The organism is Bradyrhizobium sp. USDA 4341, assembly GCF_054063755.1.
The window spans coordinates 525,188-543,417 of record NZ_JBSSGO010000001.1; the positions used below are offsets into that span (position 1 = coordinate 525,188).

Sequence of the window (18,230 nt, forward strand, 5' to 3'; positions counted from 1 at the left end):
CTGTTCCACAGCCGCCAGAACAGGCGCCTGGAACCCTGAACTACAAGCTCGGCGCGCTCGCCAGAGGTCCCAGGTCCCGAGCTCGGGGCCCACGGATAGATTCTCTGCCGCCGAGTTTAGATATTCTGAACCCTGGCGATCAAAGCCGCGAGTTCGCTTTGCCGGTGCGTACCGGTCTTGCTGAAGGCTGTTTTTATCTGATTGCGCACGGTTTCTCGCGAGACATTGAGCTTCGTCGCGATTTCATCTGGAGACATCCCGGCGGCGACCATGGCAGACACTTTCGCTTCAGCTGGCGTCAGTGAAAAAGCTTCCGAAATGAGCTCCAGTGACGACCGCCCTGCCGCCTCCAGGTCGGTCAGCGTAAGGATGAACCTCGCCCCGAAAAAAGGAGAGCGCGCGGCTCCGTGGACCGGCAACAACTTCATCAAGATTGGTTTCTTGGCTTCTCGCCTGGCGACGATCACGTTCTTCAATGGGCCGCTATCCCCGGCGGCCCCAATCCCCGACGTCAAGTGATCTAGGCGCTGGCGCGCCTTTCCGTCACGGATAAACAGTCGGGCTTTCGAGACACGCAAATCGGCGTCGAATATCGACTCCGTATCTCGATTCATCCCCAGCACGATCCCATCGCGACCGAGAGCGATTGCGGGCTTTTGAACCAGGTGCAATCCGTCGAGGACGCCGGCAAGGTGCGTTCGGCCGACCGCGTCCGACAGGTCGGCAACTTCGGTGAGTGCTTGTGCCAGCGGCGCAAGCCGGTTCATGTCTTCGCGTTGGAACGGACCCTGTGCATCAGTTCGCTGAAAGGCGATCAGCCAGGGTTCTCCGGCCACGGGAAATCGAATCCATCCGCCCCATTTCAGGTTTCCAAGCCGAAGGAAATCGTTGAAATATGCATCCTTGCGAATCAAGTTCTGCAGCTCGTCGTAACCGAACATGTCTTCGTCGCAAAAGGCGGGGGCCAAAGGACGCCATGAGGAAGCAAGGAGGCTCTGAACGCGCGGGACGCGGATATCCCGCAGATGCCAACCATCCTTGAAGTAGACCTTGGTCAACGACTCCATGGATCCGGTGTAGGGCACATCCGTCGTTCGAACTCCGGCTTGCCTCAGGCTGGCACCCTCCGCTCCCACGACGTCACACATGTCTTCCAGCAGATCTCTCCATCTGCCGGGGTCGAGCGCCACTTCGCCCAGTCGGGCATGGACCCTCGAAAGGCTCGAAATCTCGATCGCCTGGTTAACCATTACGGGGCCATAAAAAACCGAAAATCCAATGACCTATCGGCAGATTTTCCCAAATTTATCGAACATGGCATCCCCCATTTGAGGTACGGCGCTCACTAACTTTGTGCATTCACCTTAAGACAAGCCCATCGCCGCCCGGGACTTTTTCGAGGCGGGCGATACCTCTACAATCCACGTGAATATCGGTCACTGTTGCCTGGAGTCGGTTTGTGAATGCGGTTTCGCCTGACGGCCTGGTTCTGAGGGCTGTCGAAGCTATCTATGATGCCGCGCCTGACCCGACGCGTTGGCCACACGCGTTAGGCGTGATTGCAGAATGTTTCAGCGATGCGGGAGCAATCCTGCTCTGGCACCGGGACGACGGATCCTACGGGTCGATGGTCTCAGAGAGCCTGGTTGAAGCGCAAAGAGATTACGAGGAAAGTGGTTGGACCCGCCGCGACCTAGCGGCCGCGCGCGCCATGGAGCGCGGCTATTTCTTCAACGGTGAGCCATTCACCAATCGTCATATCGTGTCGCGGGAAGAAACGCAGAGCGATCCGTTCTTCGTCGAATTCAGGGCACAGCATAGTCTAGGCCCTTTGGGATGCGTAGCCGTCTCGCCCGACCCTCACGTCGGCGTTATCCTGAGCATGCAACGCCATGCCGGCCGCGAAGAGTATTCCGACGACGAACTCGAGGTGCTGAATCGCCTCGGTCGACACATCGAGAAATCCTTGCGTCTTTCGATTCGCCTCCTGGATGCTGAACTCGTGAAGCTGCGGCTCGGCGAAGCGCTGTCTCGCATCGGGATTGGAGTCTTCGCCCTGGATTCAATCGGCCGAGTGGTGTTCTCCAATCCGGCCGGCGAGAAATTGCTCGGTGATCAGCTGCAGATCGTCCACGAAAGACTGCACATCGGCACAGGTCCAACCCGCGAAACGATCGACGAGGCGGTCTCACGAGCACTCCGCGGCCAACCGACGGCCCTCAGCGACGATCCGAAGCCGATCCTCGTCAGTTCGATCGGGACGAACCGCCGATTGGTGATCTATCTGTTGCCGGTCGCCCTTTCGGCCAATCTGGCCGAACAATTTCTTACTCACACGCGCGCCATTATCCTGGCGCTCGAGCAAAGGCTCGATGAGCCCGCAGATCCCGCTGTTGTCCGCGACGTGCTTGGCCTGACGCTTGGAGAAGCTCGAATTGCAGCCCTTGTGGGCTCCGGACTTCCGCCCAAGGAAGCCGCCGAACGACTTGGGATCACCGATGCGACCGCCCGCACCGTGCTCAAGCGCGTCTTCTCCAAGGTTGGGGTGTCTCGACAGAGCGAGCTGGTGGCCGTATTGGCCAGGCTCGTTCTTCGGTGATTGCATAACCCAACTGGGTTATGTCGATGCTCTTTGCATGATGTTTGCTGGCAACGGCGTTCGCCTCGGTTGCACAGCTAGCTGGCTGGCTGCCATCGCGGGCTCCTTCCGGAGAACCCCTGTGAACCAGGGTCTTCCGGCAGCCATTTCCAGAAACGGAGAAACTTTGATGATACGGGCTTCGCTAACGGCTCTCATGCTGATCGGCTCGCTGGCTGCCGCCGGCGCGCAAGATATCCGACCTTTCTGGTCGACGAAGGATGCGATCCAGGCGCGGAATTACTCGCCGAAAGTCAAGATCGCGGCGGTTTGCGGTCCGGCGGGCTGCTGCAGCGATCAACGATGCGCGTCACGGTATGGGTGTGAGAACAACTCGACCGGCCAATCCACCTGCACGGCGCGCTGATCTCTCGGGAGCAGACTGCCCTGTCGACTTGTTGACAGCCGAAAGGCGGTCTGCTCCTGCCCTGTCGCACGGCAATGGCTAGTGAGCGGGACATGGACGAAGATGATCGACATCTCCTGCACGAGTTCATGACCGGCCAGAAGCCGAAACCGCGCCCAAACCGGATGCTGAACACGGCGCTATGGATGGCGATGCTCGGTCTGTTTGGTACGTTGCTCTATCTCCTGTTCGGGAAATAGCGGATGACCGAGCCAGGCGACAATGGCACGGCTTCACGGATAACAAAGCGCGTCGTTGTGAGACCAACCTCTATTCGAAGCCAAAGCTCAACAGGACACTCCGCCGCCAGCGCCCTGACTGAATTCGGTCAAAATGGCAGTGCATGCCTTAACAGGCGACCGGACGGGTTCGGCGGGCCCCGCGTGATTTTTGCGTGATCATCGGATTTCGAAATGATCAAACTTTCGATGGGTTTTGGTCTTGCGCTTCTGTCAATCTCGCCACTCTTCGCGCAAACTGACAATGACCAATCGCGACAATCATGCTTCGGTCCACCGAACTACTGCATCAAGAAATTCGCTGAAAACCACGACCGGGATTACCACGAGCTGTGCCTGCTGGCTGAAAAGGTCTGCAGAAGCTACCAATACAATTGGCGGTTCATGAGGTCTCTCGTTAAGTCGAATCAAGTCCTCAATGACTGCTTTCCCGAAAGCATCTTTCCGCGCAAATAGGCGTCGCGGCGACGGCGCGAGACCTTCATCCGACAGAGCGAGCTGGTGGCCGTATTGGCCAGGCTCGTTCTTCGGTAGCCGCGGACGGGCCGTGATCGTCTCATCAACCCCGTCCGCTACCGGCGGTCTCGATCCCCAGTACATACGGATCACTTTGAATTGCCGCCTTCTTCGAGGAAAAGAGGAACGACCGATACGCCTCCACATGATCGACGGACGTTTGCGGGAGCCCCACCGGGAGCGGGGTAGCCGCCTCCGACGAACTCCTCTTGATTAGTTGAGTACGCGTATGAACGCCCGATCAGTGGAGGAAATAGATCACCGCGATCACCATCGCGACGAGCGCCGAACCGACGGCAATGGCAAGACAAATGCGAGCTGGGATTGAATAGGAATCGAAATGCGGCCGTTCGATCACGATGGTTCTCCCATGCCATACTGTGCAGAAGGGAGCACTACCGGCCTCTCAGACACCGGCGCCCACGGAGCAGGCCTGACCGGCGATGGAACTAAACTAACTGAGACGGAATTCGCCAAAAAGGGAGCCGGGCTGGCCATTCCCTTTGCTGATCGATAAGGCGGCGTTTCTTTAAGCAATCTACACTCCGTTCAACGCAACGCCGCCCGCTTGAAATACATGCGAGGCGGCGTTGGTCCTAGCCCCAGGAAGGCTGTTGCAAAATCCTGGCTCTCATGAGTTTGAGCCTGCTCGACAGAATCTTCCACGTCTTTGCGAACCGTATGACTACGGGTTAAGGCAGGAACGGTGAACGCTAGGGCCGGTTCGGCTTCTGGCTCGTTCCAGCGAGTAAGGCGAGCAAAAGTGCTGATCAGATCGAGTTCCACTTGAGGGCAACCTTGCGCGGGACTGCTGCCGACATCGAGGCAGCACTAGCCGTGGCACTTCCCACCGGTGCCATAGTGCCTCCCGAAGGAGTGTTGAGAGCACCGCGCGCAGCGGCGCTTGAAGATGACCTCGTCAGTCGTCTCCTGACGCAGTCTGGGAGGCGCCTGGAGCCCAGGCTGGGCGCGATGTCGCCAGCCGCTTTGTCGGAGATGCTCGCTGACCTGGCTGGCCCCGAAAGAGCCCTGCAGATCGACCAGAACGCCGAGCCATTGTCCCATCCGCTTGCCTGCCTGGTTGGACGGGCTGGCACCGGTAAGACCCACACCTGCAAAATGATCTGCGACCTGTGGGTTCGATTAGGCGGCGACGTGCAGCTGTGTGTGCTCGCCGGCAAGGCGGCACTGCGCCTGTCCCTTTCGACTGCGCGCCTGGCGAAGACCTTATCGCGGACGCTGGCGGAGCTGACCGAGCGCTATGAGCTCGAGGCTCTCCTGGCGGATGCCAGCACCTCGGTCTGGGCGCAGTCTATTTCTGCAGGAGGAGGCTTATGAGCTCTCGCTGTGAGTGAGTGCCGGTTTTCTTAAGAACGGCTTTGAGCTGATATCGTGCGGTTTCATAAGCGACGCCCAATTGATCTGCAATCTGAACAAGCGATCCCTCCTCTTGAGATAGAGCCTGCACAACGCGCAGCTCTGCGCTCGTGAGTCGGAAGCGCGACTTGAATTCAGCTACATTTGTTATGGAAAGGTCGCGGCGCAGCACCAGCAATACGCCCGGAGCCGGAGTGAACAAGGAGGCAATGCCCGTCGTTACGGACTCGCCACCTCGTGAAATCGGAAGCAGCGAAACTTGGAGCCGCGAACCTCGGTACGCAAAGCTAAACTCCAGATATCCCGAAGAACCTGGGGCGCGCTCACAGCAAGCAGACACAAGTCTCGCGAATTGGACCTCCTTTTGCTGTTCTCCGAACGACAGAATGTCGCGCGCACCGATGCGCAAGACTTCGGATGAGGCGATAAACTCTTGTGCCGCCCGGTTTGCCGCTATGACTCGGCGATCTCGATCGACAATCAACGCCGGATCTACAAGATTATCTATGAAGGTTGCGCCGTGAGCAGCACCCTTCTGGCGAACGGTTTGACGGTTGGCGAGAAAAGCCCCTCTCAGCTTGGGCCCGAGAAGTTGTAACAAGGGGGAAAGCCGCTGGTGCATTTCATCCTTTTGCCGTAGCCCGTATTGGATCGCCAACGTCGCCTGTCGTCGACCTTCACTCAAGATTCTTACCCCGGTGGCGCAATCGGCGTCGCCCTCCGGTTTTAGGCCTTCGTTATAAAATTCAGACTTGAGAAACGTGCTAATCGGAACAACATATTCAGGCAGAAGAACCGGCGTGAGCAATGGTGCGGTCTTCGACCAGATCTTCGCAACCTCGTTCACGTATGCAAATCGGCCATTATACTTTTCAACGTAGCCGTCGCTCCAACCAGTTGCGAGGGCAACGAGCGGTCGCCCGAAAGAAGGGTCGTGTGCCTGGATTACCACCCGAACGCCCGGATTTACACGCCGTAATTCTTCGGTCACCTGAAGCCAGGCTTCTGGATTGAGTGCTGCCGCATCAATCAGCTCGCCAAAATACGACGTCAGATAATCCAGATCCCACGCCTGCTGCGGCCGTCTTCCAGTAGCTCCGGTCTTCCTGTCAGCGCGTTCTGTAAAGTTGGGCATGCCTGAATCCCGTGGTCCAAACCCAAGACATTGAAACTGTCGTCAACTTGCCGCTGGACGGTAAGTGATAAACCTCTTGGTAGCGTATCTCGCGAGCCAGACTGTCGATCAGCATATTAAAGAGTCAGGCTTCGGTCGTGCAACCCAATTGGGTGATGACGTGCCCGTCGGCGGCTTGTAACCTAGATCCCAGCCATGGATTCCATCGGGCGACAACGAAATATTGGAGTTCGGCTCCCTTTGCAGAAGCACTGATGTCGCTTCTGCAAAGGATGCAACGGCCTACCAGCTTTCAACTGTGTCGTAACCTGGAGGGTAAACATGAAAGTGATGGCGTTTTTCTTCTTCCTGGCGATCTGCAGCTCAGCGCAAGCCGTCGAGCCAGTATTCCCCGCGAAAAACGCGCCTCGTCCCAACTTCTCGCCGATCCCAAGTCCTGTCATCCGCGTCGACAATCAATGTGGCCCGGTCAACTGCTGTTTAAACGATACGTGCCGCCGACGGTATAACAGCGAATGGAAGTCAGACCTCGGCCGGTGCGGAGCCTGTGCGGTGCAATAGAACTTGTTCAGCAAAGGAGCGAAAGGACGCGTCATGTGGCAATTATGGGCGTCGGTCGGCGTTGCGTCGATGCTTGCTATACACGCGCCGGCTGCACGGGCTGGTTCTTGTGGTGAATGCACAAGGATGGAGTCCGAGGGGCGGCGATCCTGCTCGGGGATCAGAGAGGCGGATCAATACAATTACTGCATTCGCCAGGTCGTCGATGCAGCGGGTCGTTGCTGGAGGGGTTGCACCAACTACAACGGCTTAGGTCCTGCCAGGCGCGACTGATGATGCAAGGCACATGAGCTCGCGTCAGCACATCAGAGACGGTGGAGTCCGCCCGGCCGCGGCGAGACATCGTCATCGTCGAACTCCTCGTCCTCGCGCACATTAACGCTAATGCCATCGGCCGTTTGGGCAATCAGACAATAGCCGAGTCAGTTTTGACAATCTGCCGTCAGCGAAACTGGGCGCGTGCACGCCCGTTTCCACGCCTGCGTACGGCGATTTCGTTTGACCTGAGAGACGGTCGAACCCCTATTCGAACTTGAGAGGGCCCTATCCAACCGTTAGGGTCAGGGGGGCGTCTTCAATTCCAGTGAGGCGAGACCTCCAGGTAGACGACGTTTCCCGTGTCGTCACGATAGACCCTTCGCTCCCGCTGGGTTTCCAGCAATGCCTCCATGTCGGCTTCGTTCCGATAAATCAGGCTCCATCCCATCATTCCTTCCATGTAGCCCCGACCGTAGTTCTCCGGCGTATAATTGCCGACGATCAGGCGGCCGGCAGGAGTCAGCATGCTGATGAGGCGAGTCAGCAGACCTGCAGCCGTCTGGTTCGGCAGATAATCGAACAGTCCCGCCGAATAAATCAGGTCGTACTCAGTCTGATCGTGTCCTTTGAAAAGGTGTGCGATCGACTTGTTCACTGGTGTGATGTTGAAGTCAGGATTGGAATTCACCGCTTCCTCAAGGGATTCTGCATCCTGATCAAGCGCAACAATCCCGAAGTCGGGTCGGTCGAGCAGCTTCCTGACGACATCCAGTTCCCTGAGGTGTCCGCTGGCGACCGACAGGACACGGGCGTTTTCCACCCGTGCGGCCGTTTTCGCAATCTCTTCGCCCAAGTGATCGCGGCGCCAGGTGATGCTCTTGGCGGCACTTACGCCGGTCGTCATCTGGTAAATTGCAGCACCAACTTCGGTGAGTTCGAGGCTCGACGGCCGATAGATATAGTCGAGCATCACCGCGTCGCCCGCATATCCCCGCGGCTTGCTGAAGGCTCTCTGGGTGAATGGATCCTGCAGGGCCAGTTCGTGCAGCGGGTGCGTTTGGCAGGTCGCCCTGAAATCAGATAAAGCACCAGCCTTCGCCGCCGCGTCGTAATGCAACCCGAGTTCTCGGATCATCTCATCGATTGCTTTGGTGCACGCGGACTCCGCCAAGCGCTCATGGTAGAGATCGAGTGTGTCTCGCAATTCTCCCGCAACTACCCGTGTTGTGATGCTTTCCATTTCGATTTCCTTTTGCCAGTTGCGGCAAAGGAATCGCATCTGGAAAAGTCGTTCATGACCCAGTTGGGTTATGCCGCATGGTGCGAGGCTTGGAACCGTGAGTGTGGCGCAGACGAGCTTCACCTCGGCCGGTGCCAGGATGACCACCTGCACTAAGCGGCGATACTGACGCCGAAACCGTCAGTCATCGTGCCGTTACACGCCCTCGGAGGCGAAGCCCGCTAGCGAAAATTGCCCTGTAGACGGCATCGAGCGGGAAGTTCGAGTGGACGTCAGGCCGCCGCCGCGTTCGGATCGCCCGCGGCGGTTTCCCATGCGAAGTCAGGCACGCCGATCACGCGGTTGCCCTTCATGTCCTTGCGCACGGTGACATAGGACTGCTCCGCAAGCTTCTCGAGGCGGGCGCGCCCGCGTCCCGGCGACATGCTTCCGCAGGTCCTGGCCAGCACCATGTCCGACGGGCACGGCTGGCCGTCCTTCGCTGCGCGGGCGACAAGCAGATAGATGGCCTTGAGGTCGTCCGGCAGATCGGATGCGATCTTCAGTGCACCAGTCCAATCGACGTCGGCATGTGCCTCCGGCGGCAGCCCGGCCCTCGCATAAGGGAGTAGCGAACGGAAGATCTCAAGTGTCGGTTTTGTCGCCTTCCTAATGCGACAGGTTACTTGGAACTCCTGGAACAGGGCAGGCTCCTGGGCGAAGGCAGCGTCCGGAGTCCCCATGACCTCCGCGGCGATCTGGTGAAGCAACGCCTCGCGCGCCACTTTCTCCTCCGGGGTCTCGCACGGCGCCGCCTCGGCCTGGTTCACTTCGCTGCTCACCGCACGCGCTGACACGTCCGTCAGGATGGATTGGGTGTCGGTGGCCACCGGCGACGGACGGCGCTCGACTGGCGCGCGTGCGGCGACCGGGAGCGGAGCCAGCAAGGCCGAGCGCGCCTCGTCATCGAGCTTGTCCGGAAGCGGCGTGATCGACGGCGTCGAGCCGCGCGCCTGTGTCTTGACCGGGCCGATCGCCACCGTGAGCGGCCTGCGAGAAAGCGCGGGACCGAGGGCGATGAACTGGCCGCGCTCGAGGTCGCGAAACATTTCGGCCTTGCTCCTCTCGATGCCCAGCAAATCGGCGGCACGGGCCATATCAATATCAAGAAAGGTTCTGCCCATCAGGAAATTGGAGGCTTCGGCCGCGACGTTCTTGGCGAGCTTGGCGAGGCGTTGCGTGGCCAGTATCCCAGAGAGCCCGCGCTTGCGCCCGCGGCACATCAGGTTGGTCATCGCCCCCAGCGACACTCGACGAGCTGCGTCGTCCACGTCGCCGGCGGCCGCCGGCGCGAAAAGCTGCGCCTCGTCGACCACCACAAGGGACGGGAACCAAAACTGGCGAGGGGCTTCGAAAAGCGCGTTGAGGAACGTTGCCGCCGCGCGCATCTGCTGGTCGATGTCGAGGCTTTCGAGGTTGAGGTCGCAAGAGACGCGCTGTTGGCGGACCCGCTCGGCGATAGCCACGAGCTCGGCCTCGCTGCGGTTGGCGTCGATCACGACATGTCCGTACTCGTCGAGGCTGGCAAAGTCGCCCTCCGGGTCGATGATGATTTGCTGAACGTTGGCTGCGCTCTGTTCGAGCAAACGCCGAAGCAGGTAGGACTTACCGGAGCCGGAATTGCCCTGGACAAGAAGCCGGGTCGCAATCAATTCGTTCACGTCGAGCAGCGCCGGGCCGGACTGCCCGAACCGCTCCAGCGTCATCCCAAGTTCGACTTCTGTCTTCATCCCCGACCTGTTGCCCACGCGGCTCGAAACAATGGCTCCGTTCCGTCTTAGCCGCGTGCGCGCGGCGACTCCACCCGAGCACGCTTCTCTCCGAGGGCTCTCCCCACAATTCAAGGCTTAGCGCGGCATTGGCTACTCACGGATTACTTTTTGCTTCAAGCGGCGCCAAGGATTCGTATGCGCTCGCCGGTAGGTGAGCGTTTCCCCTGAGGGGTTCTCCTCTGTTGCATCGCATGCTCTTGGCGGCCATCAGATCGCCAATAAGCGGGCTTTTTGCTTGATAAACCCAGGAATCTAGACCGAGAGTGGCCTTAACTGTCCAGTGGGTGGCCAAGCCTCCACGGTCCGATTAGACCAGGATCGAGTGATGAGACAGCGTGACGCTTACCTGCTGGTGGGCGACCGCACCATGGGCGTCGGCAACCGCGACGTCGTAGACCTCGTGGAAATCCCCTTGGGGTATCTGGTCAGGCCTGTTGATAGCATATGTCCAGCCGACCGTTCCCGGATTGGAGGTGCTGTCCGTCTGCAGTGACGCCGCAAACGACCCGATCGAGTGCGCCCCATCCCCATAGTCCGAGGAAACGAAGCTCGCGGAGACGACGTGAGTGTCGCTCAGATTGGCGTCCGTGAAATGGAAGCTGTCGGAATAGTAGATAGGGGATTGGGCGGCGCCGCCTTGATCGCCAGATATGCTCGCGCTTTGGGGGGCTTCGGAGATTGCCGGCGCGACGTTGTCGTCATGGATGACCGCATAAACAGGGGCTTGGCTAGTCCTGCCGTTGTCGTTGATAGTCAATGTCCCCAAGTAATTCTGGCCGCCCGGACTGCGGAACAGGTCGCCGTCGTCGCCCGTGTAGCTGAGCACGACATGTGCTCCTTCTGACCCGCTCGCCGGCACGAAGTTGGCCTGGAACGTGCCAGGCAACGCCGTATTGCTCGTGTCGAGAGCAATCGTTGGCGCTTCGCCGTCGGTGAGATCTGCATAGCCTTGCAGTGGCACGTCCAAGGTTGCCTGATCTACGACACCCGGAACTCCGTGTGTGTCGACATTGAACGTTTCGGCGGTGCCCGGAGCTAGGCGATAACCGAACAGACTCGGATCCGCAGCGGCCGTGTTGATCGTCACTTGCGATATTGTCTCAGTGCCGTCCGATCCGTGAACCTGAACGTCGACAGTATATGGCCGGCTGTCGAGTACCGCGAGCGGGACGATCTCAGCGTCCATAACCCCGACAGTCCCGGGGACCTGTTGAAGACTTCCGATCGCAAAGAGGTCGCTGTCGTCTGCGCCAGGTACCAATGAGACCGTGTACGAAGTATCGTAGAAGTCGCCGTTCAGGAATGAAAAGTGCGCGCCAATCCAGAGTCCCGGGTCGTGCTGCTCGGCCGGCAGGACACCGGCGAGGTACTGCCCTGAGCCGCCGCCTCCCTCCAAGCCTTCGTGAACGTTGTCGACATGAAGGTCGATAGCGAAATCCGTTCTCGTACTCACTCCGCCGTCAGCGACGATGGCTTGGGCGTCCAGATGCAGAATGCCCTCCATCCCTAGCGCCTCCCTATCCAGGTAGGCGCCTCCTTTCAACCAGAGGGATTCGGTGCCGTCCGCATTGGAGCGAAATTCGAATGATGTCGTCGAATAACGCCCGTTGTCATCCTTCGGGGTATCGAGGAGGAAGGTGGTCGTGCTGGTCGGCGGGATCGAAAAGTTAGCGATCAGGACGTCCGCCGTCGGGTTCTCTGCGGTGTGGTCCGTCACCTGGGCGAAGGCCAATCCGTCGATATTGCCGCTCTGCAGGTTCGCCGACACAACGTCGATCGGAACCGTAACAGTTTGCCCATTCGCGATCGCAAGTGCGAGATCGTAGTGGGTTTGGCCATCGTCATCCAACGGACGCTGCAGCACGAGCTTCTGGTCCTGGATGGCGAAATGTCCCGTGGGGTCCATGTCGGTTCCGTCCACGCCTACAATGCCCCAAGGGTATTGCCACGGCATACCGGCAAGTGAAGCCACAACTGTCCCGATCGAGGCGGTCTCCGAGAGCGAGGAGACCGCCGAGACGGTTACTCCTGACAGATCACTCCGGAGGTCATGGTTAAGATCGAGGTAGATGTTCTGCGTGGTCGAGACGCCATTAGCGTCGGTCACCACGACCGTGGCCATATACGGCGTATTGGCGAGATGAGAGGCCAAGCTGCCGTCCGTATCATGGTCCTGGATCACGCCTCCCGAAAGCAAGGCGTCGATTTGTGCGGGTGTTTTATCCCAGAAACTCGTTGAAACCCTGCTCCACCAGTCTCGGTTGAGCCAAGACATGTCCCCGGGGAACGGGGCGTTGTAGTCATAGTTCTCCCACTGGGCATAGTTCGGCGCGAGATACGTCCCGTGAGCATCCGTCTGCAGCGTGAAATAAACTGCCGACATGCCTGAGAGCGCGAAGGTCACCGGCACCGAAGGATTGTCGTCCGATCCTGCCAGGTAGCCGAGGTTCGGCATATATACCCCGGGATAGGCAATGACCGGCGTAGGGTTGCCTTGGACGTCCACGACGTGAATATCCTCCGGCGCGTCGTGTCGCGTCAGGTCGATGGTGACGTCCTGCTCGGTGAAACCGCCATTACCGTTGTCCAGATACAGCGCCCACGTTTCGTGGCCCGTTGCCCCGACGGCCAACGCCTTCTGATTGGTCATGTCATAGTGCCAAGAAGCGGAACCGATCGAACTATCTGTCGAGTCCTGAAGGCCGTCGATCACGATGTTGCCCGCTGGGACACTACCGTAGTCGGAGGAAATGAACTTGGCCGACATGACGTGACGGTCGGACGCATTCGGGTCGGCGAATGATACCGTCCCTGCGGCGGCATCGTAATTGTAGTTTGCCGTCCTCTCGATGCTCTGGGACGAACCCGAGATAGTCGTTTGATCGATGTTGCGTGTTGTCGTCAGCGTCACATCCTTTAGTATCTTCGAACCGTCCACGCCGCGTACCTCTATAGCGAAGGTCTCCCGGTTCGTTTGGCCAACTTGGAGCACGTGAAGCAGGTCGGGCGAACGCGAATAATTCCAATAGACCGTCCCATCCCAGGACCAAGCACCGAAGCTACCCGAGCCTGGTGGAAGCGGCGAAGCGACGGGCGTCGGCAACGCCCACGCATCGACAATGTCGCCGCCAGCGATCGCGAACGAGCCGTCCGCATTACCATTCCCCTTGGTCGCCGCGGTCTGTATGACCTCAGGTGGCGGGAGAATGGTATAGGCCACATGCGAGAATTGGTAAGGCGCATTCAGACCAGCAAATTGGCTGTCATAGAGTGGAAGCGTGAACGTCGCCTCGATCTGGGGCAACGTCGCATCTGGCAAGCCGTACTGGTTCAACGGCGTTCCAATCACGGTGATCGGCTGACTGAGGTAGAAAGTCGAATAGAACGGAATGTCGATTTCTTGATTATTCCAGATGTAAAAACTGCCGCCACCCTCGACCTTGAAGGAATAGCTGACCACCCTACCAGAACCGGCCGAATAGCCGTCCGTCAAGATCGACCCAACATCGTTCGAGTGGGTCACCGCGAAGGGTCCGGGAGCTGTGTACCACTGTCCACGATTGGATTCGATGACCAGGTCGGTCGGGAAGCGCAGGCTCGAAGCTGCATCCGAACCGATCGTAACGGCGACGTCCTGGACCGCCGTGCCGCCGTGACCGTCGTCGAGGGTGAGCTCGTAATGCTCAACCTTCGGCGTGGACGGCACAGCGTGGGTCAGGTCGTACTGCCAGGTGATTTCGCCGCCGGCGCCGGTCCCCTTGGTGTCGTGCGACACTGACGCGGTCAGCACGCCGAGCTGCGGCGAGTCATCAAGGTACTTCACCTTGATGACATGCGCGTCGGCCAGGTCCGGGTCGCTGAAGGTCACCTTCCCGCTGGCTGTCGTGTGCGAGAAGTCCACAGTGGCGGCCGCATCGGCTGTAGTTTCCGTCGGAGCATCGTTGGCGCCCGCGACCTGCAAGACTACGCTCTCCGCCGCGGCGCCCTGCCCATCGGATAACAGATACGAAATTGTGACAGCGTTCGACTCGCCGCTCGCCAAATAGGAAAACTGGCTCGGGTCAATCGAGACAACTCCACCGTTCACCATTCCCTGGACTATGTGACCATCTGCGCTTGTGAAAATGGTTGAGCCGTCGACGATGGTCAAATGATAGGGGTTACCAGCATCGTCAATGTTCTGGAGCAGATTTATGTTCGATGCCGCGGCATTTTCATCTGTCGAGTACATCGCGTCGCTATTTGAGACGGCATCTCCAACGTGAATCAACAACGACTTGTCGGCGGCCGGTGTCCAATACGCCGCTGTATTACCCTCTACGTCCACGCCGATTCCGCTGGGCTTCGTCAACCCTGCAGCAAGCAACGCCGCGGTGACAAAAGTATTACTGTTCTGCAGGAGTGGCATGTAGACGTAGTTCGAGGATTTCAACGAGACCAAGCTCGCCTCGATCGAACTCCATGCCGCGGACAGGTCGCCCCCCTGGAGCAGCACCTCTTGAGGCAGGAGATCATCTTGCTGGTAGAGATAGCCGTTGCCGCTAAACTGGGAATTCCAAGCGCGTTCGATGCCTGTGATGGTTCCGAAGGGCGAACTGCCTGTTGCATGACCGGCCTCTTCATTAACTATCTCGGATGCACTCGTCGCAGGGCCTGGAACTGTGGCATATGCCTCAATGATCGTACTCGCTCCGGCTGCATTGGTGTAGAAAATCGCCATATGGTAGCCGCCGAGGGCAACCGGCTTGTAGGTGACGCCGATAGTCTCGCTCATTTCACATCACTTCTGGTTGGGATTTGCGAATGGAAGCCGTGAGTTTCCGCTGCGATCGAGGGCGAATCCGACGTAGAAGCCCGAGCGGGGATTCGACGGATTAGCACTACTGAATCCAAAGTTTCGAAATTGATTTTCAGCTCTCACACCAACGAAAAACTTGGATCGGCTAGCGATTTTCTCTGCTTCAGCCGGATCACACCTCTGCAAGGGAAAGAACTCGTTGAGCAGGGTGAAAAGCGGATCGATTGAATGGGGATGACTTGAGAACAGATCATCGAGCTTGGCGACGAAAACCTCGAGCCTAAGAGCGCAGCTCGGCCGCTCCGGGACGTTAGATCCGGGAACAATCCTGAAGTGACTCGTCACCGCTGTCACAACAGCTTGGACGTCAAACAGACACAAGCCAGGATCGAAGGAGACGGATAGTGGCGGACCAACTCCCTCGCTCCCCCACGCAGCAATGCATCCACCAGAGATCCGTGCCTGAGCAGCGTTTTGCCCTCCTGCTCCCAATGTGCAGATGGCGCCACCGCTCGGTGGTGTCCCCTCGATCGCGAACCGTTCATATGGAGCGACCTTCTTCGCAGAAGCTGGATTTTTCGCGCGCCAACTATCAAGAGCTCCCAAAAATGCCGCCGGCGTCTTTGGCTCGCCTATGGCGTCCCGAACACTGCCTATCTCCGCGCTCGTAAGTTTCGGAAGCCCTCTAATCACTCCTTGTAGCTGTTCGACGGATTCTATGCCACGGGACTGCAAAGCGCTCAGATCGTTCGCCTGAACGGTCACAGAAGCAGAACAGGCCTGCGTCAGAGGTCGAACAGTGGTGCGAAAGTAAAACCTAGGCGTCTCATCATTCGCCTTCGCGAGGGGCCCCGGATCGCGTATCCCAACTGGCTCTGCCGCTTCGACGACGGCTCCCCGGACGTCCACTCTCGTTTGGGCGTCCGCATCGTAGACATCTCCAAACGCAGCGAAGCCAAACAAGGCCGCTAAGACGAAAACTCTCCCGACGTCCGACGAACGTATGTTCAACTCATCAGCTCCGATCTCGTGCGACGGAATGATCGCACTCGTCCGAGTAAACGTCATCTTCGACAAGCCACTACTCACCGGAACAGAGATAGCTCGCCGTTGCACCTTCCAAGAATGAAAATGACCTCCGGACACTCCGAAGCTGTGGAGACCTGGGGATACCTTTGAGGGGATCTCTCGCAGTCCGAATTGAGCGCGCGCAGCGGTCGGCACCAACACCAGCGCAGTAATGGTCATCACCATCCCGGCAAGCCCGAATACACCGAAGGACAACAACGATCTGATCACGAAGACATGAGCTGAGCGCTTCAGCACTTCGCCGCCCCTAACCTACAAGAGCGACAAAGCGTGTCGCCGGCAATCGCGACCTGCACCGTCGTACTGTGCCGCGCAAAGAGCTGTGTAGGCTGCCATATGCGTAGAAGCCTTAGGTCGGGCGTGTGACGGAAGGCTGCGGGAGGCATGGGCAATGATGCTGGCTAACAGCGATGACTGCGATCACGTTTTAGAATGACGTTACATTCTCGCAATACTTCCGACTTTCTGTCAAGGACTCGTCTCTCAGACTCCGCGATACCGCCTGCCCGCGAACCGCGCGGATAACTAATCCTTGGATTGGCCAGAGCGAGCTTGCTCGCATGGCGTACCCAAGTGCTTATCGGGGAGAGTGCGTGCCGTTTTCGATTTGCCGTACAGCAGTCCTGCCTTCGGATTTGTCCCATCGATAGTAGGACAACGCCATAACTTGTTTCGGACGGTCACGTGGGCTGAGCGATCTGCTTCATCATAAAATGGATCCTGAGACTCTCCTAACGGCCATCGGCCACAACAGACTAAACGGGTCGCGCCGTCCCGCAGCAGCGGGACAACCCTCGATGACCGCAGCATGCCCATCGTTACGGTTTTTGGGGACACATAAGAGCGTGACGGATTTCAGCCGGCCAGGCGGACGGCTCGCCAAGGTTGTGGCGTTAACTCGCGCCGATATGCATACTCGGACGGTCGCCGCGCCCTCCCCTGCGCATCCATTCGCGACAGGCCGCTCCTCCTTGCCTCTGGCGAAGACGGTTCGAATCTTTGATGACGTTGTGGCCTACGGCTGCAAAGCCCCGATCGGGCTCGTCAGCTCGGCGTCGACCTCATCTGTCTCCCCTACCAAGACTGTCTCATCTTATCGTTGTCGCGGCGGAAAACTAGCGTAAATCGCGAGAGGCCTCGCGACACGACCAAGCCCCGTCTATAGGGCTGTACTCGGGGATGGCTCACCTCGAAGGGCCTGAACCACGCTGGTGGCAGTCGCCTGGCAATTCACTCCTCATCCGGCGACAATACACCGGCATCTATGAGCACCCGCTTATCCAGCCCCCCGACCAGGAAGCGGTATCCGCCCTCAGTCAGGTACAGGATCTCGCGGGTCGGCGAAGCACCGGTAACCGTCACCATGCCGCTGGAAAGCATGTCGTTTCCAACGCCGTTCTCGATAATAAATTCGAGGCCTTCCACATGAAGCCGCCTCGGAATTAGGGCTCCGGGCTCCAGCATGATGCGGTTCTGGATGGCACTGGCGGCCAGGGTCGCTGCTTGGCGCGATGTCATCTTGAGGACGGCGCGGTTCCTGCGTAGCGCGGTGGCGCTGCGCCAGGTCGATGTTGGTTTCAGGGTGACCGATTCGACGGTGGCGAGTTTTCTAAAATAGGTGTTCGCGATCTGCCGCTCGGGATCGGCAGCATCGCCCCAGAGCGATTCTCGACGTCGTTGGCGGGATTCTTCCGACGGATTGGAGGTGCCTTCCCCGCCGTCGGTCTGGTTCGTGAGAGGTCCCGTTCCGAGGTCATGGCGGCCGATGATCTGGATCAACTGCCGTTCTCGGGCAAGCGCCTCCGCCTCGTCCTCAAAAAAGCTGTCCAAGTGATAGTGGATCGACACTTTCAATCGAAAGAGGCTTCTGATCACGTTCAGCTTGTGGGTCAGGCGGGTCGTATTGCGTGCTTCCGCCTCATGATCGAGCACACGCAAGTTCACGCCCTTGCCAACGTAGAACGGCCGACCATCGGGCCTGTGGAGAACGTACACGTAGTATGGTTTGCCTGCCCTGATTGACGCCCTGACGGAAGCGACGTCGGTCAAAAACTCAGGTTGATCCTCGCTCGCCCGAGCAACGTACAGGCCCGGCTCATTATCGATTGATGAAGGGTCCATGTTGAAAGTCGATCACACATCGTTGTTTATACCGCTCCCTC

11 protein-coding genes are annotated in these 18,230 nt (G+C 58.7%); 3 read left to right on the forward strand and 8 right to left on the reverse strand.

The genetic code is table 11. The annotated features are described in order from the left end of the window. Positions 1-116: 116 nt before the first annotated feature. A complete protein-coding gene (locus tag ACVIGB_RS02470) occupies positions 117-1,058 on the reverse strand; it encodes a helix-turn-helix transcriptional regulator (RefSeq protein ID WP_456717246.1) in 942 nt (313 codons plus the stop codon). 401 nt (positions 1,059-1,459) lie between these two features. On the opposite strand from ACVIGB_RS02470, the gene ACVIGB_RS02475 reads away from it, so the two are divergent. Next, positions 1,460-2,599 carry a helix-turn-helix transcriptional regulator gene (locus ACVIGB_RS02475; RefSeq protein ID WP_456717245.1) on the forward strand — a complete coding sequence of 380 codons (1,140 nt, stop codon included), beginning with the start codon at positions 1,460-1,462 and terminating at the stop codon, positions 2,597-2,599. Between the two features lie 498 nt (positions 2,600-3,097). Then, entirely contained in the window at positions 3,098-3,244 is a 147-nt protein-coding gene (locus tag ACVIGB_RS02480; RefSeq protein ID WP_456717244.1) for a hypothetical protein, read from the forward strand. Between the two features lie 1,104 nt (positions 3,245-4,348). On the opposite strand, the gene ACVIGB_RS02485 is transcribed toward ACVIGB_RS02480, so the two are convergent. Beyond that, a complete protein-coding gene (locus ACVIGB_RS02485) occupies positions 4,349-4,585 on the reverse strand; it encodes a hypothetical protein (RefSeq protein ID WP_456717243.1) in 237 nt (78 codons plus the stop codon). Between the two features lie 186 nt (positions 4,586-4,771). Between ACVIGB_RS02485 and ACVIGB_RS02490 the strand changes: the two genes are divergently transcribed. Then, positions 4,772-5,137, forward strand: coding sequence for an AAA family ATPase (locus tag ACVIGB_RS02490; RefSeq protein ID WP_456717242.1), 366 nt, complete (start codon positions 4,772-4,774; stop codon positions 5,135-5,137). On the opposite strand, the gene ACVIGB_RS02495 is transcribed toward ACVIGB_RS02490, so the two are convergent. From ACVIGB_RS02495 to ACVIGB_RS02520, 6 genes are all read right to left on the reverse strand, one after another. Further along, the gene (locus ACVIGB_RS02495) at positions 5,112-6,311 is read right to left on the reverse strand and encodes a helix-turn-helix transcriptional regulator (protein WP_456717241.1); all 1,200 of its coding nucleotides are present in this window, start codon (positions 6,309-6,311) and stop codon (positions 5,112-5,114) included. The genes ACVIGB_RS02490 and ACVIGB_RS02495 overlap by 26 nt on opposite strands. 1,135 nt (positions 6,312-7,446) lie before the next feature. Continuing rightward, on the reverse strand, positions 7,447-8,370 hold the full coding sequence (locus ACVIGB_RS02500; RefSeq protein ID WP_456717240.1) for a class I SAM-dependent methyltransferase: 924 nt from the start codon (positions 8,368-8,370) through the stop codon (positions 7,447-7,449). A gap of 272 nt (positions 8,371-8,642) precedes the next feature. After that, positions 8,643-10,139, reverse strand: a complete 1,497-nt coding sequence (locus ACVIGB_RS02505; RefSeq protein WP_456717239.1) for a helicase HerA domain-containing protein — start codon at positions 10,137-10,139, stop codon at positions 8,643-8,645. Between the two features lie 349 nt (positions 10,140-10,488). Beyond that, entirely contained in the window at positions 10,489-14,955 is a 4,467-nt protein-coding gene (locus ACVIGB_RS02510; RefSeq protein ID WP_456717238.1) for a hypothetical protein, read from the reverse strand. A 6-nt stretch (positions 14,956-14,961) separates the two neighbouring features. After that, the gene (locus ACVIGB_RS02515) at positions 14,962-16,305 is read right to left on the reverse strand and encodes a hypothetical protein (protein ID WP_456717237.1); all 1,344 of its coding nucleotides are present in this window, start codon (positions 16,303-16,305) and stop codon (positions 14,962-14,964) included. Positions 16,306-17,298: 993 nt separating this feature from the next. After that, positions 17,299-18,189 (reverse strand): GIY-YIG nuclease family protein, encoded by an 891-nt coding sequence (locus tag ACVIGB_RS02520; RefSeq protein WP_456717236.1) that lies wholly within the window; start codon positions 18,187-18,189, stop codon positions 17,299-17,301. Positions 18,190-18,230 lie beyond the last annotated feature (41 nt).

Bases quoted from the DNA above. Each gene is read 5' to 3' on its own strand.
- ACVIGB_RS02480 (WP_456717244.1), top strand. From the start codon at position 3,098: ATGGACGAAGATGATCGACATCTCCTGCACGAGTTCATGACCGGCCAG.
- ACVIGB_RS02490 (WP_456717242.1), top strand. From the start codon at position 4,772: ATGTCGCCAGCCGCTTTGTCGGAGATGCTCGCTGACCTGGCTGGCCCC.
- ACVIGB_RS02495 (WP_456717241.1), bottom strand. From the start codon at position 6,311: ATGCCCAACTTTACAGAACGCGCTGACAGGAAGACCGGAGCTACTGGA.
- ACVIGB_RS02500 (WP_456717240.1), bottom strand. From the start codon at position 8,370: ATGGAAAGCATCACAACACGGGTAGTTGCGGGAGAATTGCGAGACACA.
- ACVIGB_RS02505 (WP_456717239.1), bottom strand. From the start codon at position 10,139: ATGAAGACAGAAGTCGAACTTGGGATGACGCTGGAGCGGTTCGGGCAG.
- ACVIGB_RS02510 (WP_456717238.1), bottom strand. From the start codon at position 14,955: ATGAGCGAGACTATCGGCGTCACCTACAAGCCGGTTGCCCTCGGCGGC.
- ACVIGB_RS02520 (WP_456717236.1), bottom strand. From the start codon at position 18,189: ATGGACCCTTCATCAATCGATAATGAGCCGGGCCTGTACGTTGCTCGG.